At 62.5% G+C, this 20,530-nt stretch carries 17 protein-coding genes; 4 read left to right on the top strand and 13 right to left on the bottom strand.

Annotated features, from left to right (window positions below):
- Positions 1-123: 123 nt before the first annotated feature.
- Both AAIL66_RS04840 and AAIL66_RS04835 read left to right on the top strand, forming a co-directional pair.
- Positions 124-888: a YwqG family protein gene (locus tag AAIL66_RS04840; RefSeq protein ID WP_343496136.1), complete on the top strand. Its 765-nt coding sequence runs from the start codon at positions 124-126 to the stop codon at positions 886-888.
- Between the two features lie 37 nt (positions 889-925).
- Positions 926-1,639 carry a ribosomal protein L7/L12 gene (locus AAIL66_RS04835; RefSeq protein WP_343496135.1) on the top strand — a complete coding sequence of 238 codons (714 nt, stop codon included), beginning with the start codon at positions 926-928 and terminating at the stop codon, positions 1,637-1,639.
- Positions 1,640-1,684: 45 nt separating this feature from the next.
- Here AAIL66_RS04835 and AAIL66_RS04830 read toward each other — a convergent pair whose 3' ends face one another.
- The 7 genes from AAIL66_RS04830 to AAIL66_RS04800 all read right to left on the bottom strand — a co-directional run bounded on the left by AAIL66_RS04830 (position 1,685) and on the right by AAIL66_RS04800 (position 10,333).
- Positions 1,685-3,133, bottom strand: coding sequence for an efflux transporter outer membrane subunit (locus AAIL66_RS04830; protein ID WP_343496134.1), 1,449 nt, complete (start codon positions 3,131-3,133; stop codon positions 1,685-1,687).
- Positions 3,130-4,353, bottom strand: a complete 1,224-nt coding sequence (locus AAIL66_RS04825; RefSeq protein WP_034384050.1) for an HlyD family secretion protein — start codon at positions 4,351-4,353, stop codon at positions 3,130-3,132. The genes AAIL66_RS04830 and AAIL66_RS04825 overlap by 4 nt, the downstream gene beginning before the upstream one ends.
- 16 nt (positions 4,354-4,369) lie before the next feature.
- On the bottom strand, positions 4,370-6,550 hold the full coding sequence (locus AAIL66_RS04820) for an MFS transporter (RefSeq protein ID WP_343496133.1): 2,181 nt from the start codon (positions 6,548-6,550) through the stop codon (positions 4,370-4,372).
- 5 nt (positions 6,551-6,555) lie between these two features.
- On the bottom strand, positions 6,556-7,104 hold the full coding sequence (locus tag AAIL66_RS04815) for a TetR/AcrR family transcriptional regulator (protein WP_034352504.1): 549 nt from the start codon (positions 7,102-7,104) through the stop codon (positions 6,556-6,558).
- An 85-nt stretch (positions 7,105-7,189) separates the two neighbouring features.
- Positions 7,190-8,107: an RluA family pseudouridine synthase gene (locus AAIL66_RS04810; protein ID WP_343496132.1), complete on the bottom strand. Its 918-nt coding sequence runs from the start codon at positions 8,105-8,107 to the stop codon at positions 7,190-7,192.
- Positions 8,108-8,192: 85 nt separating this feature from the next.
- A complete protein-coding gene (locus AAIL66_RS04805) occupies positions 8,193-9,188 on the bottom strand; it encodes a tripartite tricarboxylate transporter substrate binding protein (RefSeq protein ID WP_343496131.1) in 996 nt (331 codons plus the stop codon).
- Positions 9,189-9,217: 29 nt separating this feature from the next.
- Entirely contained in the window at positions 9,218-10,333 is a 1,116-nt protein-coding gene (locus AAIL66_RS04800) for an aryl-sulfate sulfotransferase (protein ID WP_343496130.1), read from the bottom strand.
- A gap of 113 nt (positions 10,334-10,446) precedes the next feature.
- Here AAIL66_RS04800 and AAIL66_RS04795 point away from each other — a divergent pair, with 113 nt between their 5' ends.
- Together AAIL66_RS04795 and AAIL66_RS04790 are read left to right on the top strand one after the other, a co-directional pair.
- Positions 10,447-11,397 carry a LysR family transcriptional regulator gene (locus AAIL66_RS04795; RefSeq protein ID WP_045838923.1) on the top strand — a complete coding sequence of 317 codons (951 nt, stop codon included), beginning with the start codon at positions 10,447-10,449 and terminating at the stop codon, positions 11,395-11,397.
- Between the two features lie 279 nt (positions 11,398-11,676).
- The gene (locus AAIL66_RS04790) at positions 11,677-13,890 is read left to right on the top strand and encodes an AsmA family protein (RefSeq protein ID WP_343496129.1); all 2,214 of its coding nucleotides are present in this window, start codon (positions 11,677-11,679) and stop codon (positions 13,888-13,890) included.
- A gap of 183 nt (positions 13,891-14,073) precedes the next feature.
- On the opposite strand, the gene AAIL66_RS04785 is transcribed toward AAIL66_RS04790, so the two are convergent.
- The 6 genes from AAIL66_RS04785 to AAIL66_RS04760 form a co-directional block, all read right to left on the bottom strand.
- Positions 14,074-15,624 (bottom strand): methyl-accepting chemotaxis protein, encoded by a 1,551-nt coding sequence (locus AAIL66_RS04785; RefSeq protein ID WP_045839137.1) that lies wholly within the window; start codon positions 15,622-15,624, stop codon positions 14,074-14,076.
- A 279-nt stretch (positions 15,625-15,903) separates the two neighbouring features.
- Positions 15,904-16,692, bottom strand: a complete 789-nt coding sequence (locus AAIL66_RS04780) for a crotonase/enoyl-CoA hydratase family protein (protein ID WP_045839138.1) — start codon at positions 16,690-16,692, stop codon at positions 15,904-15,906.
- A gap of 30 nt (positions 16,693-16,722) precedes the next feature.
- Complete coding sequence (locus AAIL66_RS04775; RefSeq protein ID WP_343496128.1) at positions 16,723-17,760, bottom strand: acyl-CoA dehydrogenase family protein; 1,038 nt, start codon at positions 17,758-17,760, stop codon at positions 16,723-16,725.
- Positions 17,761-17,774: 14 nt separating this feature from the next.
- Positions 17,775-18,932: an acyl-CoA dehydrogenase family protein gene (locus AAIL66_RS04770; RefSeq protein WP_034352480.1), complete on the bottom strand. Its 1,158-nt coding sequence runs from the start codon at positions 18,930-18,932 to the stop codon at positions 17,775-17,777.
- Between the two features lie 14 nt (positions 18,933-18,946).
- Positions 18,947-19,939, bottom strand: coding sequence for a tripartite tricarboxylate transporter substrate binding protein (locus tag AAIL66_RS04765; RefSeq protein ID WP_343496127.1), 993 nt, complete (start codon positions 19,937-19,939; stop codon positions 18,947-18,949).
- A gap of 79 nt (positions 19,940-20,018) precedes the next feature.
- Positions 20,019-20,528, bottom strand: a complete 510-nt coding sequence (locus AAIL66_RS04760) for a MaoC family dehydratase (RefSeq protein ID WP_343496126.1) — start codon at positions 20,526-20,528, stop codon at positions 20,019-20,021.
- Between the last annotated feature and the right edge of the window lie 2 nt (positions 20,529-20,530).

Genomic DNA, 20,530 nt, shown 5'->3' with positions numbered 1-20,530 from the left:
GCACACTTGCCGCCCCTGGGCTGGCCGGGAACAGACGCTTTGTTGCATCTGGCGGACGGTCTCTGGCAAGGCCCGGCCGCTGTCTGGGTCAGAATGACCGGCAAACTCACTGCCCCAAGCTTCATGGACTTCACAACGCTTGAAAAACACCTGGATGCCTCGCCACTGCTGAAGGCGCACAAGCCATACTTCCTGAATCTGGCCCAGCCCGCCGTCGCCATTCGCCTGGGCCCCACCATGGGCGAGCCCTTGCAAAGCCGCTTTGGCGGCCAGCCCATGGTGCCAGCGGGCTTTGTCTGGCCCGAGCATCCGAACGGCCACTACCTGTTTGTCGGACAGATCAACTTTGCCGAGCTCCCCGGCGGACCCGGTCGCCCCGCAGAGCTGCCGGCCAGCGGCCTGCTGTCGCTGTTCCACGGCTTTGACGAGGACGACGCCATCTTCTGGCGCGACCAGGACTATCTCAAGGCGTTCTACTGGCCGGACATCAGCGGCATGCATGAAATCCAGGCTCCCCACCAGTGGGTCACGGACAGCCGTGCGCTGCAGTTTGAGAACGGCATCGACCTTCCTCGCCACGAGGAGCTATGCAAGGACTGGCCAGTGGAGTTCGATGAGCTACAGGACTGGCTCCATGGGCTTGAGGAAAGCGGCGAACTGCCTCGCGACTATCTGCTGGGCCGCCCCTCCTGGGACAGCCTTGGCTACGACCCCACGCCCGAGGCCGAGGAACACCCTGGCAGCTCGCACTGGCGCTCGCTGCTGACGCTGCAGTCGCACGAGGAATTCCACTGGTGCTGGCAGGACGGGGCACGCCTCATGGCCTTTATCGAGGATGCCAAGCTGCACGCCAGGGACTTCAGCCATCTGCAAGTGGACTGCGGCTAACGCCTGGTTCAACAGCCACAACTTTGAAGAGCAGCCCATGCCTACACAGATTCCACAAGAGATCCTCAAGCACTGGCAAAACGGTCACAAGATCGAAGCCATCAAACAACTGCGCGAACAAGGCGGGCTGGGTCTGAAGGAGGCCAAGGACCTGCTGGAAGCCAGCGACGAGCCGGACTTTGTCCAGCATGGCGCTGCAGAGCAGACGCAGGCGATACAGCAGTTGCGCGAGCAGCTGGAAAAACTGGGCATGAAAGATGCCACGTTGCTGCTGGACCAGCTGAATCGGGACGACGCCGCGTCCAACAGTTCCTTCTCTTCCATCAAAACCACCACCACGACCGTCAATGGCAAGACCACCACCAGCGTCACCGTGAGCGGCGATCATGCAGAGGCCATAGAGGCGTTGCTGTCCGGCGCAAACGCAGTGCCTGCAGAGACCAGGGCCGAGGTGGAAGACGCCATGGCACGCGGCAACAAGGTCGAAGCCATCAAGCTGCTGCGCGATGCCACGGGCCTGGGTCTTGCCCAGGCCAAGGACCATATCGATGCGGCCATGGACGGGATTGCGCTGGACTGGCAGATCCTGCAACGACAATCGGTGCGGGCCAGCGTCCCGAGCAGCTTTCAGCCCGGAGCGCCATCACCGGGCGAAGTCCCCAGAGGACAAGGCCGGTATCTATGGCCGCTGGTGCTGGCCCTGGCTGCTGCCGGCCTTTGGTATTACTTCAATATTCCTTGGAGCCTATAGGAGACAAGCGAAAATGCTCACTTTTCAGGAGCTTTCGACTTGAACTCAAGGTTGCGGGGCGGCCGTATCCGCCAGCTGCCAGCCGCCACCCAGCGCCTGGTACAGCGCCACGGCGTTTTCCAGCTGGCTCTGACGCAGGCGCAGCACTTCCTGCTGCACGGCAAACAGATTGCGCTGGGCGTCCAGCTCCTCCAGATAGCTGGCGTAGCCGGCCTCGTAGCGATCCTTGGCAAAGCCCAGGGTACGACCCAGCACTTTTTCGCGTTCCTTGGCGTGCTCCCACTGGGCTTGCAGTTGCTGGGAGCTGACCAGAGCTGTTTCCACATCGCCAAAGGCCTTGATGACCACACCGCGATAGGCGTAGGCGGCCTGATCGCGCTGGGCAGATGCCGCATCGAACTGACCCTGCAGGCGACCGCCGTTGAACAGCGGCGCCAGAATGCTGCCGCCCAGCGACCAGACCCGGGCCGGGTTGTAATCCAGCGCGTTGATGAACAGGCTGCCGAAGTTCGCGCTCAGGCTCACCTGCGGCAAAAAGGCCGCACGCTGTGCCGCAAGATTGCTGTCGCTGGCCGCCAGCAGCAGCTGGGCCCGTGCAATATCGGGGCGGCGCTCCAGCAAGCTCGACGGCAAGCCAGGTGCAGGCATGGCAGGCAAGCTCATGGACTCGAGCCCAGCATGGGCGCTCAATGTGGTACGTGCCAGGGCCTGTGCCTGGTCATCACCGCTTCCGCCCACCAGCTGCATCAGCGCTATGCGCTGGCGTTGCAGCGCCAGCGACAGCTGCTGCACCGATTGCCGCACGCTTTCCAGCTCGGCCAGCGCCTGGCTTTGCTGCAGCTGCGAGATATAGCCCACACGCACCTGGTCGGTGAGCAGACGCACCGCATCCTCGCGCGACTTCACTGTGTTCTCGGCCACGGCCAGTTGGGCCTGCAGCGAGCGCAGAGCGATATAGGCCTGCGCCACGGTCGCGGCCACCGTCAGGCGTACCGCGTCGCGATCCGCCTGGCTGGCCTGCAGACGCTGATCGGCGGCCCGGCTCAGACTGCCCAGGCGGTCCCAGAGATCCAGCTCCCAGCTCGCTTGCAGCACGGGCTGGGCCGAACGCACATGCACCATCTGGCCGGTTCGCGCGCTCAGGCTGCGGTTGGCCGAGCCCGGTGCGCTGAGCGACAGCTGAGGCGCAGCCGCCGAGCCCGCCACATCGAGATTCGCGCGCGCCTCCTCCACCCGGGACACGGCGGTGAGCACATCGTTGTTGCGCTCGAGCGCCAGCTCCACCCAGCGGCTCAGTTGCGCATCGCCAAAGGCCTGCCACCAGCCGGCCTGGACAGCATCGGCAGCGCCTGCGGCCTGGTCCGAGCTCCAGCTGACAGGCACTGCAGGCTGGGCGCTGTCTGGAGCCCGGGTCAAACTGGGCACGCTGCAGCCGGCCATCAGGAATGCAAGCGCCAGTGGCAAGGCACGCACGGTATGGAAGGCGTTCTTCATGGCTTGGCCTGCTCGGATGCGGAAACTGCGGGCGCTTGAGATTTTTGAGCAAAATCGATCTCAATCGCTTGAGAGGTCTGCGCTGAATGCTCTACTTTTTGTGCAGTATCGAGGCGCACGATGACCGACATGCCGGGGCGCAGGCGCGCGGCATCGGCCTGGCCCTCGTCGATGGCGATTTTGATGGGCAGACGCTGGACGACTTTGGTGAAATTACCCGTGGCGTTGTCGGCCTTGAGCACGCTGAACTCCGAACCCGTGGCTGGCGCAATCTCCAGCACATGGCCCTTGAGGCGCAAGCCGCCCAGCGCGTCCACGCTGAAGCTCACGGCCTGGCCGATCTGCACCCGGGCGGTCTGGGTTTCCTTGTAGTTGGCCACCACCCAGTAAGTGGGCGGCACCACATACATGAGCTGCGTACCGGCCGCCACATACTGGCCCTTGCGTACCGATACCTCGCTGACCTGCCCGTCGCTGGGCGCATGAACCACCGTGTTGTCCAGATTGATCTGTGCCTGGCGCAGCAGCGCCTCGGCCATCTGCACCTGGGCCTTGAGAGAGTCACGGCCCACGGTCGTGGCCTTGATCTTTTCCTGGTTGATCGCGATGTCGGCCTGGGCCTTGGCCACGTTGGTCGCTGCCAGGCGCGAGGTGGCGCGCACCTTGTCGCGTTCGTTCAGAGACACGGAGCCTCGCTCGGCCAGCTCCTGCACACGCTTGAGCTCCGCCTGCGAGCGCTGGGCCTCTGCCTCCACGGCAGCCAGACCGGCGCGGCTGGCACTCAGCGTGGCACGGTTCTGGGCCTGTGTCTGTTCGGAATTGCTCAGCTGCGCCTGTGCATTGGCCAGTTGCGCCTGCGCCTGGGCGACGGCCGCTTCATAGCTGCGGCTATCGATGCGCACCAGCGGCTGGCCGGCCTTGACCTGCTCGTAGTCCCTGACCAGCACCTCGGTCACGTAGCCATTGACCTGCGGTGCCAGCACGGTGACGGCACCGCGCACATAGGCATTGTCCGTGGTCACCACAGAGCTGTTGAAAGGCCACAGATTCCAGGCCCGCAACACGAGCAGCATGCCTGCCAGGGCCACGACCAGCATGATGAGCACGCTGCGCAAAGAAGGCTTGATCTTCTTTGGCGTGGGAGGCAATGCTGCAGCGGGTGAAGGGGCTGCTGTCGCCGCAGATGCGGCGGGGGAATGGGGTTGTTGACTGTCGCTCATGCTCAATCTCTTGCTGTTATCGGTTTGAGTTCCTTGCCTGGTGACCGGAGCCACCCCGACCGCCATCACCGGCCGCAGGGCTGCTGCGGGCGTTCTTGTCGATTTCCTGCTCCAGCTCGGCCTCGAGCTCGAGCGCCTGGGCGTTGTCCTGCAAAGGGTCGCGGCTGGCCAGCACGGCCTGCTCACGGGTCTCGGCCGCCTGCGCGGCGGCGGCAAGCCGCCTGGCCTCGGAACCTTCGATCACCACGGTCCGCGCCGGACTGGCGGATTCGGTCCGAGCGCCCTCTTCCACATCGCCATAGGCATCGGTGGCCGTGGGCTGCACCACCACCGTGCCACGCTGCGATACATCGGGCTCATGAGCGCTCGCTGCCCCAGGTTCTGCAACCGGCGCCACCGAAGGTGCGCGCTGAGGCGTACCGTCGGTCCCGGCGGCTGCCGCCACCTGGTTGCCGCTTTGCCGTGTCATGGCGCGCACCATGGCGGCAGCCTGGCGCACGCGCGCCGAGGCTCCCAGGCTCCAGAGCAGATACAGCAAGGCGATGGCGGCCGTCAGCGCAAACACATCGTTATAGGCCCTGACATTGGCTTCACGCCGCACGATCTGCGACAGCTGCAGCGCTCCCTGGTTGGCGCGCATGGCGGGATCGGGCGTCACCCTGCCGTAGATCTGGCCCTGTATCTTGAGCCGCTCGGCCACCACGGGGTCGGTCGGGTCTATCTGCGCCACCAGGGCCACGGAGTAGACCTGCTCGCGGTAGGTCTGGTAAGTGCTCAGCAAGGCCGAACCCAGCAAACCGCCCATGGCCTGGGTCATGGAAATGGTGACCACGGCGGTGAGCATGTGGTTGGCGCCGAACTTCAGTCCCTGGATGATGCCGGTCAGCATCAGCGGACCCATGAAGACACCCGAGCCCACCGCCAGCAGAAACTGGCTGAAGAAAAAGTCCGAAGGACGGTCCACACTGCTGCGGTGGTGATCGAGGAACGCGGCCACGGCAAACAGTGCAATCGCCACCACAATCTGCTTGTCCATATTCGGAACACCAAAAGTGATAGCAGATAGCGCAATACCTATAAGCGTTCCAAGCAAAATTACCATGAATAGCGGTTGCATCTGGTCGGATGTCATGCCCAGCGTGCGCATCAACCCAACCACGCCGTAGCTCTGCTCGGCCGTGAGAAAGCGCAGCAAGATGGCTCCGATCACAAAACGAATCGTCGGCATCTGTGCGAACCAGCGCGTGTGGAACATGGGGTTGGCACGATGGTGTTCGATGTAAAGCGCGACGCTGAGCAGCGCGATCGCTGCCACCAGCATCCAGGCCAGCCCCGGCGTATCGAACCACCAGCGCGAGTAGCCCTGGACCAGCACCGCAATCAACAGGCCCAGACCCGGAACCATCAGGCTGAAGGTGACGAAGTCCAGCTTCTCGAAAGTCCTGATGTACAGGCCCGATGGCAGCTTGAGCAGCACCACGGCAGCAAAGGACATCAGCGCCAGACCGGCTTCAAACAGATAGAGGTTGTGCCACTCGCTGTTATAGAGCAGACCCGGCGACAGAATCCAGGCCAACGGCGTGGCCAGCTGGACCACGCCCACGCCGATCACCAGCATCTTGAGCACATAGGTGCGCGGTGCCGACTGCAGCATGTAGAGCGTGCTCAGCGAGGAGCAGGTCGCCGCTGCCATGCCGCTGGCCGCACGCAGCAGAATCAGGCTGTCGTAGCTGCCCAGCAGCAGATGCAGCACGCTGAGCGCGGCGTAGCAACCCAGGCCGATCTCGGTGAACAGGCGCATGCCGAACTGCTGGCGGAATTTGTAGACCAGCAGATTGGCCGTCATATTGAACATGACGTAGGCGCCCGTCAGCCAGGCCGCCTCGACCGAGGTCAGCCCCAACTGCCCCTGAATCGTTGGCAGGTTGGCGGTGAACAAGGCATTGCCCAGGCCGCCGGTCAGTCCCACCAGGACTGCAATCAGCCCATAGCAGACGCGGATCCAGGGCTCGTGATGGGGCATGGCCGGCGAGCCGGGCAGCGCGGGCTTTTCATGCTCGGCCCAGTCCGGCGGGCGGCGCAGCAGGATGACGGGCCCCTGAGGAATGGCTGGAGAAGCTGAAGCCTGGTTGCTGGGAGGTTTCGGGCCTTCTTGATTGGCTTGAGCCCCAGTGGCTTGTGCTGCAGCTTGACTCATAAACCTCAGGCCTTGATTCCGTCCAGAATGATTTGCAGGGCGCGACGCGCCAGTTGTTTGCGTTGCGCAGGAGTTTCGCCACGCAGGGCGCCGCCCAGCATGCCGAACACCAGGGACAGATCCTTGGCGTTCAAGGCCTGCTTGCACAGGCCCTTGGCCACCGCACGCTTCATGGGCTCTTCGAACACCAGCCACATCTGCTGGCGCGCATGAATGACTTCTGCATCGCTCTGGTCCACCGTACGCCAGTAGTCCACCAGCGTGGCTGAGACGGCGATGCGCTCGCCCACCAGAGCCAGCAGCTTGAAGAAGGCCTGGTCGTCGTCATGCCAGGCGGCTGCGGCGGCGCGGGTCTTCTCGACCGAGCGCTCCAGCAGCGCCAGCATGATGGCGCGACGGTCCGGAAACTGACGATACAGCGTGGCACGGCCCACCTGGGCACGCTCGACGATGAGATCCAGGGGTGCGGTCACGCCATGCTCGGCAAACACGGCATCAGCCGCGTCCAACAACTGGGCGCGGCGTTCGGCGGATGGAGGACGGGTGGTGGACATGGCGCCAATTATCGGACAGTTTTGTCCGATAAATTGCTGAACTCGGCGTTTCCCCTGCCCTGGCAAGGGTCGGGCAAGACTGCGCTCAATCGCGCGGCAGCGCCTGCAGGCTGCGCCGGCTGGTGAACTCGCGCCGTTGTCCAGTCAGGGGATCATCGAAGGCCAGGCTGCGAGCCAACAGTTGCAAGGGCCTGGAATAGTCGCCCGGCTCCGGATCATTGACCACGGGATAGAAGGCATCGCCCCGGAGCGGCAGGCCCAGCGCCGCCATATGCACACGCAGCTGATGGCGCTTGCCCGAAACCGGACTGAGCCGGTAGCGCGCCCAGGCGCTGTTGTGCTCGATGATTTCCATCCGGGTGCGGCTATTGGGCTCGCCCGCGACCTCATGCATGCGAAAGAAATGCCCACTCTCCTCCATGCGGCTCGCGTGCTCGCGCGGAAAGCTCAGCTCCGCGCGGTAAGCCGCCACGGCCTCGTAGACCTTGTGAATCGCCCTGTCCCTGAACAGCCCCTGATAGATGCCACGTGTGGCGCGCTGCAGCGAAAACACCACTAGCCCCGCAGTGTCGCGGTCGATACGATGAATCGGCGACAGCTCGGGCAGGTCGAACTCGCGCCTGAGCCGCACCAGCAGCGTGTTCTGCAAATAGTGGCCGGCTGGCACCACAGGCAGAAAGTGCGGCTTGTCCGCAACGAGCAGATGTGCATCGCGATGGATGACTTCAGCCGCGAACGGAATCTCTGGCTCGGCCTCCAGCTCGCGATAGTAGTAATAGCGCAGCCCCGGCATGAATGCAGCGTCCGGGCCAGCCATCTCTCCGGTTTCACTGACCACTTGACCGGCAGCCATGCGGCGCAGCCAGTCTGCGCGTTCGACGACAGGCAGACGTTCGCACAGAAAGTCGATCAGCAGGCCCCCGCCCTGAGACGGCAAGACCACACAGCTGGGGCTGACGCCATCGCGCACCGGCAGAACCTTGGGATCGTGGGAGTTATGCATGGCGCGGGATTTTAGTGGCTGGCCCGGCTCCTGGCTTTCGTGGCCCCATGGGCCCTGGTCAGACCGTGATGCGACTTCGTGCTGACTAATCTGTTCGGATATTGGCTTTGCGAATGGTGCTCTCCAGAACTCTTTTCTCCTGCTCCAGATAGGCCAGGAACTGAGGATGCCCCATGCGCATGGGCTTGAAGCCTGCTTCCGTCAGTTTTCTGGCCATCTCGGGGTCCGCTTGCAGGATCGCGATTTCATCGGCCAGACGCTTCACGATATGGGCACCCGTGTGCGCGGGAGCCAGCAAGCCTTGCCAGGCCTCGACCTCCAGATTGCGAAGAGCCGGTGTCTCCGAAAGACTTGGTGCCTGGGGCAGCGTGTTCAGGCGCTGGCGGGATGTCACGCCCAGTGCCTTGACCTTGCCCTCCAGAACAAACGGCTGAGCCAGCGCAACAGGCAGCACGGCAAGGTCGATCTGACCACCTGCCAGCTCGGTCAGCACCTGCGGGCCAGATCTGTAGGGAACATGTACCAGATCTATACCGGACATTTGCTGAATGAGCTCCCCCGTCAGGTGCAGGCTGGTGCCCACGCCGTCGGTGCCCAGGGTCAGTCGCCCCGGTTTCTGGCGCGCAAGTTCAATGAGATCGTCCGCACTGCCTGCAGCAAGTCCCGGGCGTGCGACAAGCACAAAGACCGAAGAGGCCACGGGTGCCACGGGCTTCAACTCCTGCAGACCGTCGTAGCGAAACTTTGTCGGCGAGATCAGCGGCGCGACCAGCACCGAACTGGCCACACCGAAGAGCAAGGTATAGCCATCGGGTCTGGCCTTGATAACACGCTGCGTTGCAATGGTCCCCGATGCTCCGACCATGTTCTCGATGATCACGGGCTGACCCAGGCGCTCAGCCAGACGCGGCATCACCAGCCTGGCGGCCACATCCACACTGCCTCCGGGCGCGAAGGGAACCACCACCGTCAGTGCCTGGGCAGGCCAGGGCTGGGCAGCAGCCTGGCTTGCCAGTGATAGCTGCTGCAGCAGCGGGGCGCCCAGCGCCCAGGCTGCAAACTGTCTGCGTCGTATTTGCATGATGATCTTTCTGCTGGGATTGGAATGGTTCAGCGGGACAGCCAAGGCAGTTGCTCTGCCTGGTAGCGCCATGTCTGGAACACCGTGTTCACGCGCCCCGGGCCTGTGCGTCGCGCAGCGGCATCGGGGTACTCGCCAAACCAGGGCAGGATGAATTCCCAGACCACCTCGCCCTGCGGCGTCACCTCAAACAATCGTCCGGTGGCGGACTCCGTGATGTGCGTGTTGCCGTTCCACAAACGTTGCGCGCTGCCCATGAAGGCGGTGTAGAAGGCGTTGACCATCTCGTCCTGGTAGCTCCATGCGATCTCGTGGGAAACAGGATCTATCTCCAGCACACGCGAGAAAGCCACATGGGCTCCCTGGCGGAAGTTGCCGTTGTCAAAGGTCAGGACACAGCCGTTTGCCAGCGCAACCGGAGCATGCTGGTGCGAGACCACCGAAGGTGGGATATGCAGCTTCACCCTGCCGCTGGACTTGTCCACGCCAATGATTCCCGAGGTCGTGCGCAGACTCATGAGCACTGTTCCATCGGCCGCCATCCCGAGGCCGTTGACCAGGGGCCAGTGATAGCGGCCAAAACCCGGGTGAATGGAAAAGTCCTCAGGCTCCAGATGCTCCCAGGCCTTCCATTCCCAGACCAATCGACCTGTGCGGTCCACTTCCCGGATCACATCGCCGTACATCAGCTCGTCAGCAGCAAGGGAGGTGCCGCCGGGCACCCGTTCGGCAAAGCCCTGTGGAACAGGGGCACAGGCTGCATAGAGCAGATGACCGTTGGGCAACCACTGTGCGTCATGGTGGTGTGTCGGGTCTTCATAGCGCCAGACCACCTCCCCGTCGGGCCTGACCTCGTAGAAATCACCGCCATGCCACATGGACCAGGGTGCGTAAAGATCAGGCGATTCACGATGGTTGCCGTTGTAGCCGAGATTGCCGTTAGGCAGGATGACCGCATGGCGACCGGCGCGTACAGGCAGCTTCCATTCATGCGCCACCTGACCGTGGATATCTATGAGGTAGACATGTCCATCGGCCGTCTGGGGGGCGATCAATGTGTAGCCGCCGGCGCTGAGAGCGCTGTCATGAGCAATAAGGCCTGTGCCGCGTCGGCGTTGAGTGACCTGGTCAACGGTGGTAGCCATGGGGTTCTTTCTGTGACAGAAGGGATTGATGGCTGCCACTCTAGAAGCTCAAGAGCGTCAGGAATAGCTGATTGTTTTTTAATAGATGTCAGAAAAAACTTTACACTCAGCCCATGCCAGCGATTTCACAGGCCTTTCGATGCTTTGACGAGGTGGCGCGCCGAGGCTCGGTGCGAAAGGCCTCGGCGACGCTGCACCTGACCGCCGCAGCGGTCAACCAGCAGATCCTCAATCTCGAAGCGCAGGTCGGTCAGCCTCTGTTCGACCGGTTGCCCAGAGGCATGCAGCTGACGGTGGCGGGCGAGATCGTGCTGGCAGCAGTCAGGCGCAGTCAGCGAGACTTCGACAATGCCCTGGCCCAGGTCGAAGATCTGAATGCCTTGCGACATGGGCATGTAAGCGTGGGTGTTCCCCACGCGACGGCCGAATACCTCGTGCCTCAGGTGATTGCGGCAATGCATCAACGCTATCCCGATATCACCTTCAGCGTGCGTGCCGGAATCGGTGAAGAGCTGCTGCGCCATGTGGCTCAGGGCGAGATCGATGTGGCCTACTGCCTGCGCCGAACACCTCCTGCCGGTGTCGAGGAGATGCGCTCCTGGGCACAGCCCCTGGGCGTGGTGATGGCTCCGGATCACCCTCTGCGAATGCGTCCGCGACTGCTGCGTCTTCGTGACTGCCTGGCCTATCCGCTGATCATGATGACTCCCGACATGGAGTTGCGCAGCATGCTCGAGCGTCTGGGCGACGGTGCGCTGAGCCGGATCCAGCCGATGGTGGAGACCAGCAGCATCCCCATGGCCCGGCGCCTGGTGGCAAGCGGCCAGGCACTGGCCTTCATGCTGCCGGACAATGTGGCGGAAGACATGGCCGCTGAGCGTCTGAGCTGGCGTGCGTTGCACGATGCAGGTTCGCTGCTGCACAGCTGCGCTTATCAGCGCACCGGCTATGCGATGGCAGCCGCAACGGAAATGTTTCTGACCGAGCTGGAACATGCTGCGGACGAGTTGAAGGCGAACTTCGATACCGGTGTTTCCTGGTCCATCGGCAATCTTGCCGTTTGACCGCACAGGATCGGCAAGCATCGGAGACGCACAGCCGCCTCAACGCCAAGGGTGCCTTTGCGCAATGGCGCAGCACTTCACAGCACTTCATGAAGCGCCGCAGCCTTTGTTGCAGATGCTTGCACTCTTGACTCCAGCAGACTTCAGACTGCCACACCGTATCCCGGATCGGTCGCGGCGTCTGAGCTGATCACATGCGGGCAAACCTGCATCAGGCAATTGGATGACGAGGCATTTCACCTATGCGTAATAGCATGTGGCAAAAAGGATGCAACAGCCATGGTCGACACCACCAGTACTTCAGCCCCTGATTCCACTCGTGCACATCAGCGCCTGATGCGCCACTGGCTGCGCTGGGCGGCCATTGCTATGGCACTGCTGCTGGCCTTGATTCTGGCTGCGGCACTGCTGATTGCCTTCATGGACTGGAACAAGCTCAGGCCATGGGTCAATGAAAAAGTCAGCACTTTCGCGGGCCGCGACTTTGCCATCAATGGTGACCTGCAGCTGCAATGGACCTGGCCACAGCCCCTCGATACCGGCTGGCGCCACTGGGTGCCCGGAGTGGTGCTGCATGCCAGCGATCTGACACTTTCGCAGCCCCAGGGCTGGCTGGTTCGGCAGGCACCTGAAAAAGCCGATGACAAACAGCCGGTATTGCCTGCGACGCCCAAGGAGCTCAACACCGGTCGCCTGCCCGAGCAAGGCCAGGTAGCGAACGAGAAAAAGACGAGCGTAGATGACGACGACGCCATAGCCGATGCCGGCCGGCAACCGCCCGAACGCGATGCTCGCACCATGATCACCGCAGCAAATGCCACGGCCAGCCTGCGCCTTTGGCCACTATTGGCGCGCCATGTACAACTCGACTCCTTGCTGTTGCAGGCTCCGGATATGGTGCTGGCCCGCAACGACAAGGGCGAGAACAACTGGACATTTGACAAGCCCTCAAGCAGCGGCCCGAAGTGGAGTTTTGAAATAGGCCAGTTGCGCATCAGCGACGGCGTTCTGGGCTGGTCCGACGCCGTCAAGAACATGGCCGTGCGCGCCCGTATCGACACGCTGCGCAGACCGGTCAGCGCCGATCAACCTTATGGTGTGCGCTTCGGCCTCGCTGGCTATCTGCATCAAGGCAAGACCCGCACGCAGATTCGGGCCCAGGGTCTGGCGGGACCGGTACTGGATCTACGCCAGGACAGGCTGCGCTTTCCGCTGCGCATATCGGCCAAGGCCGGCAGCCTACAAGCGTTTGCCGAGGGGATTCTCGACAATCCCAAGACACTGGACGGACTGGACTTTCAAGTTCAGGTACGCGGCAAGAGCATGGCCGACCTGTTCGAGCTCAGCGGCCTGCTGCTGCCCGCCACTCCGTCGTTCGAGACCAGCGGCCGTCTGATCGGCAGCCTAGCGCCGGGCAAGGCCGTCTGGCAGTACGAAAAGTTTCAGGGCAAGCTAGGTCAGAGCGATTTGCGCGGCGATCTCCAATACCGCTCCGCCCAGCCTCGGCCAAAGCTGACGGCACAGCTGCACTCCAAACAACTGCGACTGGTGGATCTGGGGCCGGTCATAGGCGCAGCCCCGTCCGGTAGCCCCGACAAGCCCCAGCCCGTCAACGGCAAGGTACTGCCGCAGGTTCGGTTCCAGACCGAGAACTGGGACAAGATGGATCTCGACCTGCGTTATGAAAGCAGCCATATCCTGCGGCCCGAAGCTCTGCCCCTGCAAGACCTCAGCGTGCATGCGCTGCTGGACAACGGCAGACTCACCCTCTCGCCACTGAAGTTCGGCCTCGCCGAAGGCACGCTGAATATCGATGCCACCGTGGACAGCCATGCCAAGCCCGTTGCTGCCAAACTCAACGCACAGGTGCAGTCGCTCAAGCTCTCCGCGCTGTTTCCTACGATTGAAAAGATGAAGAAAAGCCTGGGCCGGCTCGATGGCGCAGTCGCGCTCACCGGACAGGGCGAGTCACTGGCACAGTGGCTGGGCACGGGCAATGGCTCGCTACGCCTGTTTGTACGCGACGGCACTTTCAGCTCGCAACTGCTGGACCTCGCGGGGCTGAACGTAGGCTCCATTGTCATCGCCAAGCTGTTTGGCAGCGACAAGGAAGTTCAGCTGCGCTGTGCCGTGGCCGACTTCAATGTGCAACAAGGCATTGCCCGCCCACGCATGGCCAAGCTGGCCACCACAGAAGCCGTTGTCGAGGCCACAGGCGAGATCAATCTGGCGCAGGAACAGCTCAATCTGCGCATCGTCCCCGAATCGCTGAAGTGGAAGTTCTTTTCATTGCGCACGCCACTTTATGTGCGCGGCAGCTTTGCCAAGCCCGATGTGGGCCTGGAGCCAGGCCCCCTGGCAGCCCGTGCCGGCGCTGCAGTGGCTGCTGCCGTTTTTGCGCCAGCGGCACTGGCACTGGTGCCGCTGACCGTGCCTGCCGCTGACGACGATGTGGACTGCAAGCAGTTGCTGACTCAAGTACGCAATCGCTAATACGGGCAAGCAGCTCACAGCCCGATCTCAGCATCGAGTCCTGGCACACTGCAAAGAATGCAGGCAGCCGCTCGGACGGAATATGGCGGAGGTGCCTCACACCATATTTCATGTCTCGGAGGTCAGCAAAGCAAAAGCGGCAACCGCAAGCCCTTCAGCCTGGACTGCGGCAGCGTCACGGAATCAGGCGCTCTTGAGGCGGAAGATGCTGACCATCTGCGACAGGTCGCTGGTCTGCTGCTGCATGGATTGCGCAGCAGCGGTGGACTCTTCCACAAGGGCGGCATTCTGCTGGGTCACCAGATCCATCTCGGCCACCGCGCGGTTGATCTGCTCGATGCCGCTGGTCTGCTCATGGCTGGCGGCGGTGATCTCACCCATGATGTCCGTCACGCGCTGCACGCTGCTGACGATTTCATCCATGGTCTGACCGGCCTGGCTGACCTGCGCACTGCCCTCCTCGACCTTGGTGACCGAGGCCTGAATCAGCTGCTTGATTTCCTTGGCCGCTTCAGCGCTGCGGCCAGCCAGCGAGCGCACCTCCGATGCCACGACGGCAAAACCGCGGCCCTGTTCGCCGGCACGGGCCGCTTCCACGGCCGCGTTCAGCGCCAGGATGTTGGTCTGGAAAGCAATGCTGTCGATCACGCCGATGATGTCGGAAATCTTGCGCGAAGACTGGCTGATGGCGCCCATGGTCTCCACCACTTGCGACACCACCATGCCTCCCTTGACAGCCACATCGGAGGCCGACAGCGCCAGCTGATTGGCCTGACTGGCGTTATCGGCATTTTGCTTGACCGTGGAAGTGAGCTGCTCCATGGAGGCAGCGGTCTGCTGCAAGGAACTGGCCTGCTCTTCCGTGCGCGCAGACAGGTCATGGTTGCCCGCTGCAATCTGGCCCGACGCTGTGGCAATGCTGTCCGTGCCCTGACGCACCTGCCCCACCAGCCTATCCAGGCTGGAATTCATATCGTGCAAGGCCTGCATGAGCTGCCCGGTTTCATCGCTGCTGCTCACATGGATCTGAGCCGTGAGATCACCATCGGCCACGCGGCGAGCCACTCCGACCGCATGCTTGAGCGGAGCGGTGATGCCTTGCGTTAGACGCCAGGCGCTGACAGAGCCGATGGCCAGAGCCAGCAAGGCCAGAACCAGGAAGTACGTCCTGCTGCTGCTCTCGATCTGCTCCACCTCCGCCGCCTTGGCATCCAAGCTGGCGCGCTGCAGGTTCAGCAGCTCGCCGAGCAGCTTCAGATAGCCCTGGGCGGCCGGCACATAGCTGTTGATCAGCGTGGACTCCGCCTCTTCGGCCATGCCGTCGGCCTTGAGCTGACTGACCTTGTCGCGGCTGGCAATATAGGTTTTGCGCACCAGCATGATCTTGTCCAGGATCTCGCGCTCCGCAGGCTGGGTGATCAGGGGCTCGATCTGCTTGAGCACATTGGCTGTGCTCTTGGTAGTGGCAGCCGCATCCGCCGCCAGAAACTGCACCAGACTTGCGTCGCTGCTCTTGGCGATGGCCGTGGTGCGTGCCACCGCCACGCTGACATTGCTGTTCCAGTCGCTGATCAGGCGCTCCTTGGTCAGCGGCTCCTGCATCATCTGCTGCGTGGCCTTGCCCACCGAGTGCAGCTGCCAGATGCCGATAACCGTGATCACCACGGCAAATGCCAACACCACTGCGAACCCCAGGCCCAGTCGGGCACCAATGTTCAGCTTGGTCAATCTCATCGCTTTCATCCATTCCATAGAAAAGTAAATAGCCGGCAAAGCGGCCACTCCGATACATGAAATGGGGCCGACCCGGCAAAGCCGCTTGCTGCATCACTCGCTTAGCGCAAATCGCAACACAATGTAATTAGTATTATCAAGGGATTACATCGCTGGATTGGCCGACCCGAAACATCAACGCAGCAAGCAAGGCCCTGCTACCTTCGCCAAAACAAGCAAGGGCGCAAAATGCGCCCTTGCTGTCTTTGTTACCTGCTCTGGTTAAGCAAACCCGCCGGCTCATGAGAAGCGGGGAGCCCGCTTCTCGACAAAGGCCGTCACGGCTTCACGATGATCGGCCGTTTTATGGGCAATTGCCTGATACCCGGCCGATATTTCCAGCAGCGAAGCCAGCGTGGCGTTCTGGCCCTCACGCAGCAAACGCTTTGTCATGCGCATCACCCCGCCCGGATTGGCAGCAATCTTGAGCGCCAATGCCCTGGCTGTCGGCAGCAGTTCATCCGGAGGCACGACCCGGCTCACCAGACCACAGGCCAATGCCTGGCCCGCGCTGATCGCCTCTCCCGTGAAAGCCATCTCGCTGGCCTTTGACATCCCCACCACACGCGGCAGCAACCAGGCCCCGCCATCACCAGGAACAATGCCCACGCGAACAAAGCTCTCCGCAAAAGTGGCATTCTCCGACGCAATCCGGATATCGCACATGCAGCTCAGATCCAGACCCGCGCCGATAGCCGGGCCGTTGACGGCGCAGATCACGGGAACATCCAGCTGGTAGAGGGCATTCGGAATTTGCTGAATGCCCTGGCGGTATTCCTCGCGAATCATGTCGGGAGTGAGTGCGTCATCGAAATAGCGCCTCATGTCCTTGACATTGCCGCCGGAGCTGAAAATAGAGCCGGCGCCGGTCAGGATCAGCACCTTCACGCTGGCGTCCAGGCGCACATCTGCGCAGAGCTGCACGAATTCGGCCACCGCCGTATTGCCGGTCAGCGCATTGCGTGTCTCGGGCTGATTCATGGTGACGGTCAAGATACCGCCATCGCGTTCAATGTTCAGAAATGCCATGTTCCAGGTCTCCATAGTTGTGGGGCAACTTCAAGCCAGGGCCTCGACATCGGTGATCCGCCGGATCAGATCCAGTGTCATGCCCTCGTGCGACATCAGGGCCTGTCCGGCCAATGCCTGCCAATAGGCTTCGCTGCCGGCCGTCAGGCGCCATGCATGCAGTCTGCGGGTAAACAGCTGCAGGTCATATTCCTCGGTGAAGCCAATCGCGCCATGAATCGCATGCGCAAGCTCCGTGACCACCAAAGCCGCCTCGCTGCAGCGTGCCTTGGCGACGGCCACACGCAATCTGTCAGCCGCGATGCCGTCACCACTGCAACCGAGCTGAGCCGCCATGCGGGCGGCAAACACATGCTCGCTCATGACTGCCAGCTGATGCTGGATCGCCTGGAACTTCCCGATAGCACGCCCAAACTGCTGACGCTCGTTCGCATAGTGCAAGCTACGCTGGAACACGTCACGCATGGCCCCCGCCATCTGCGCGGCCACCACGGCGGCCTGCAGGCTCCGGGCATCGAATTGCGGCCTTTGCCGGATGACGCCGGCGGCCCGCAACTGCTCTGGCGACCAGGTCAGCGACGCGTCCAGCGCCATAGCGTGTGGCGCAAGCCCAGCCTGTGACACGCTCAGCAGATGCCAGACCCCGGCTTCCTCTTGCACTTGCACCAGCACCGAGTCCGCGACTTGCCCGCCTCGCACCAGCGCGCAATGCAAACCACCATCTGTCTGCATCGCCCCCTGCGCCAGCGCAATGCTGCCGGCCGGGCAGGTCATATCCGCCTGCGCCAGCATGGCCCGCGCCAGCATGGTCTCTCCCAGAGGCAGAGGCAGGGCATGGGCTCCGCACTGCTCCAGCACGCCAAATATCTCACCCAAGCCCAGACCGGCGCCGCCCTCTTCTTCGGCCAGCAAGGCATCGGCCAAGCCGGTTTCCTCCAGCTGCTGCCATAGCCGGGCGACGGCCACCGAGCGGCTACCGGCGCTCTCGATCTCGCGAATCACCTGAGGGGTGCACCAGTCTGCCAGCACCTTGCGCGCGGCATCTGCAAACAAATCGTTATTGCTCATGAACTTGCCTCCGATCAGCGCAAACCCAGTCCACGGGCGATCATGCCGCGCAGAATGTCACGCGTGCCACCGCGCAAGGAAAACGAAGGAGAAGCTTCAGTGACGTACTTGAGCGTCAGCAGCAGCTCCACCGGAACATCCTCGACCGGTCGGGCAAACAGCTCCTCGGCAATGGCTGCCGGAATCATCTGCTCCAGTGTCGTGCCCAGCTCCTTGACCAGTGCGGCCTCCACAACAGGACTTGCTCCCTGGGTCAGCTTCTGCTGCACGGATACCGACATCGCGCGCAGCGGTGCCAGTTGCGTCAGCACCTTGCCCGCAAGCCGCATGCCGGACTCGGTGCGTCCCTGCGGCGTGCGTGCATACTGCAGCCATTGATCGAACAGCACGATGCTGGAGAAAAGGCGCTCCGGGCCGCTGCGCTCGAAAGCGAGTTCGGCGGTAACCTGTTCCCAGCCCTGACCTTCGGCACCGATCAGCGCATCGGCCGACAGCTGCACATTCTCGAAAAAAACCTCGCAGAAATGGCTGTCACCCGATAGATCCTGGATGGGACGCACCGTCACACCGGGCAATGTCAGGTCCACGATGACTTGCGACAAGCCCTTGTGACGGTCCTCGGCACTGCCGGAGGTTCGCACCAGAGCAATCATGTACTGGCAGTGATGCGCGTTGGTGGTCCAGATCTTCTGGCCATTGAGCAAGAAGCCCTGCTCGTTGGGAACCGCTCTAGTCCTCACACTTGCCAGATCCGAGCCTGCATTGGGCTCGCTCATGCCGATACAGAAAAACACCTCTCCCCGGCAGACTCTGGGAATGTAGAACTGCTTTTGTGCTTCCGTACCATATTTGAGGATCAGCGGCGCACTCTGGCGGTCGGCAATCCAGTGCGAGCCCACAGGCGCACCGAAGTTCAGACACTCTTCCACCAGCACATAGCGGGCGAACGCGCTGCGCTCGCCTCCGCCATAAGCCTTGGGCAAGGTCATGCCGATCCAGCCCTTTTCACCCAGCTTGCGACTGAGTGCCGGGTCATATCCGCTCCAGGATTTGGCACGGACATGCGCAGGAATGTCTTTGACCGCGTCCTGCAGAAAAGCACGCACCTCGGCGCGCAGTGCCTCGCCTTCCGGCGGGATGCCTGTCAGGCTCAGTCCATCGAGAATGGTCATCGTCTTGCTTTCTCTCAGTCCAGGGACACGCCCGTGCTTTTGACAACCCCTGCCCAGCGCTTGATTTCGCTCTGGATGTAGTCGCCATACGCTTTGGGCGTAGACCCCAGCGGCTCCGCACCCTGCACGCGCAGCTTCTCCAGCACTCCCGGATCCTTGAGCGCCTTCATCAGCTCGGCATTCAGGCGTTCCACGACCGCAACAGGTGTTTTGGCGGGCACCATCACGCCTTGCCAGGCTCCGGCCTCGAATCCGGTCATGCCGCTTTCGGCCAGCGTAGGCGCATTGGGGAAATTGGGAATCCGTGCGGCCGTGCTGACGGCCAGCAGCCGGAGCCTGCCGTCCTTGATGAAAGGCGCCACCGAATTGATGGTGTCGGTCATGAAATCTATCTGGCCAGCCACCAGGTCCACGTCGGCAGGGGCGCTGCCTTTGTAAGGCACATGACTTGCATCCAAGCTGTAGTGCTGCACCACCTGAAAAGCCGCCAGGTGCGTGACATTGCCGTTGCCAGCCGAGCCGTAGGAGAGCTTGCCTTTGTGCTCCTGCGCGTACTTCACGAGCTCCTGCACGGTGTTGGCAGGCACCTTGGGATTGACGACAAGCCCCAGTGGCACCACCGCCGTCAAGGCCACGGGGCGCAGATCCCTGGTCACGTCATAGCTCATCTTCTTGTAGAGCGACGAACTGAGTGCAATCGAGGAAGTGTTGTAGAGCACGGTGTAGCCGTCGGCCGGCGCCTTGGCCACCAGCGCATTGCCGATGTTGCCGTTGGCACCAGGCCGGTTGTCCACGATGACCGACTGCCCCAGTTGCTGGCCTACCTGCTGCGCCAGCACCCGCGCCACCATGTCTGTGGGACCGCCGGGCGGGAAAGGGACGATCAGCGTGATCGGCTTGCTGGGCCAGTTGTCCTGCGCGTGCGCCGCACCACAAACGGCCAGCGCGACAACGGCCGGCGCGGCAACGGCGAGCAGCGAGGACCGACGTGAAAATCGATAACTCATCTTGTGTCTCCTGTAGTTTTCTCATCTCGGCGCACTGGAAAGTGCGCACCGGTGCAACGGCATCCGCGGCAGCGCGGACCTAAGCTTCACGGCCGGCCAGCAGGCGCACGGCGGTATAGACCATCACCTGCTGGTGACGCTGGTTGTAGACCTCGATCCGCGAACTCACTACTGCGCGACCGCCTTTGCTCGTTGGCTTGATGTCGATCACTTCGAGCAGCGCCTCAATGGTGTCGCCCACCACCACAGGAGCCAGAATCTTCTGGTGCAACTCGAGCATGGCCAGGCCCGTACCCTGGATCATGCTTTGCAGGATGAAGCCTTCGATCAAGGTGTAGGTGAGTGCGCCCGGCACCGGGCGGCCCTGAATGGCACCGCCGTCATAGCCGTCCTCGATGAAGATCGCCTCGAGCATGCCCGTGGTGTTGATGAAGTTGACCAGATCGGTCTCGGTCACCGTACGGCGAAAGGTGCGCAGTTGCTGACCTACCCGCAGGTCCTGCCAGACAAAACCCTGGCCCATGCGCGGCGTGTCTGCCAGCGCCGCGGCACGGTTTTCAGTAGATGAAATCAAATTGCTCACGCTCATTC

The sequence above is a fragment of the Comamonas sp. F1-6 genome (genome assembly GCF_039581415.1).
Classification (GTDB): domain Bacteria; phylum Pseudomonadota; class Gammaproteobacteria; order Burkholderiales; family Burkholderiaceae_C; genus Comamonas; species Comamonas thiooxydans.
This window is presented reverse-complemented; position numbering and strand designations above follow the sequence as displayed.

Excerpts from the sequence above, each read along its gene's own strand:
- AAIL66_RS04840 (WP_343496136.1), top strand. The coding sequence starts at position 124 with ATGGACTTCACAACGCTTGAAAAACACCTGGATGCCTCGCCACTGCTG.
- AAIL66_RS04835 (WP_343496135.1), top strand. The coding sequence starts at position 926 with ATGCCTACACAGATTCCACAAGAGATCCTCAAGCACTGGCAAAACGGT.
- AAIL66_RS04830 (WP_343496134.1), bottom strand. The coding sequence starts at position 3,133 with ATGAAGAACGCCTTCCATACCGTGCGTGCCTTGCCACTGGCGCTTGCA.
- AAIL66_RS04825 (WP_034384050.1), bottom strand. The coding sequence starts at position 4,353 with ATGAGCGACAGTCAACAACCCCATTCCCCCGCCGCATCTGCGGCGACA.
- AAIL66_RS04820 (WP_343496133.1), bottom strand. The coding sequence starts at position 6,550 with ATGAGTCAAGCTGCAGCACAAGCCACTGGGGCTCAAGCCAATCAAGAA.
- AAIL66_RS04815 (WP_034352504.1), bottom strand. The coding sequence starts at position 7,104 with ATGTCCACCACCCGTCCTCCATCCGCCGAACGCCGCGCCCAGTTGTTG.
- AAIL66_RS04810 (WP_343496132.1), bottom strand. The coding sequence starts at position 8,107 with ATGCATAACTCCCACGATCCCAAGGTTCTGCCGGTGCGCGATGGCGTC.
- AAIL66_RS04805 (WP_343496131.1), bottom strand. The coding sequence starts at position 9,188 with ATGCAAATACGACGCAGACAGTTTGCAGCCTGGGCGCTGGGCGCCCCG.
- AAIL66_RS04800 (WP_343496130.1), bottom strand. The coding sequence starts at position 10,333 with ATGGCTACCACCGTTGACCAGGTCACTCAACGCCGACGCGGCACAGGC.
- AAIL66_RS04795 (WP_045838923.1), top strand. The coding sequence starts at position 10,447 with ATGCCAGCGATTTCACAGGCCTTTCGATGCTTTGACGAGGTGGCGCGC.
- AAIL66_RS04790 (WP_343496129.1), top strand. The coding sequence starts at position 11,677 with ATGGTCGACACCACCAGTACTTCAGCCCCTGATTCCACTCGTGCACAT.
- AAIL66_RS04785 (WP_045839137.1), bottom strand. The coding sequence starts at position 15,624 with ATGAGATTGACCAAGCTGAACATTGGTGCCCGACTGGGCCTGGGGTTC.
- AAIL66_RS04780 (WP_045839138.1), bottom strand. The coding sequence starts at position 16,692 with ATGGCATTTCTGAACATTGAACGCGATGGCGGTATCTTGACCGTCACC.
- AAIL66_RS04775 (WP_343496128.1), bottom strand. The coding sequence starts at position 17,760 with ATGAGCAATAACGATTTGTTTGCAGATGCCGCGCGCAAGGTGCTGGCA.
- AAIL66_RS04770 (WP_034352480.1), bottom strand. The coding sequence starts at position 18,932 with ATGACCATTCTCGATGGACTGAGCCTGACAGGCATCCCGCCGGAAGGC.
- AAIL66_RS04765 (WP_343496127.1), bottom strand. The coding sequence starts at position 19,939 with ATGAGTTATCGATTTTCACGTCGGTCCTCGCTGCTCGCCGTTGCCGCG.
- AAIL66_RS04760 (WP_343496126.1), bottom strand. The coding sequence starts at position 20,528 with ATGAGCGTGAGCAATTTGATTTCATCTACTGAAAACCGTGCCGCGGCG.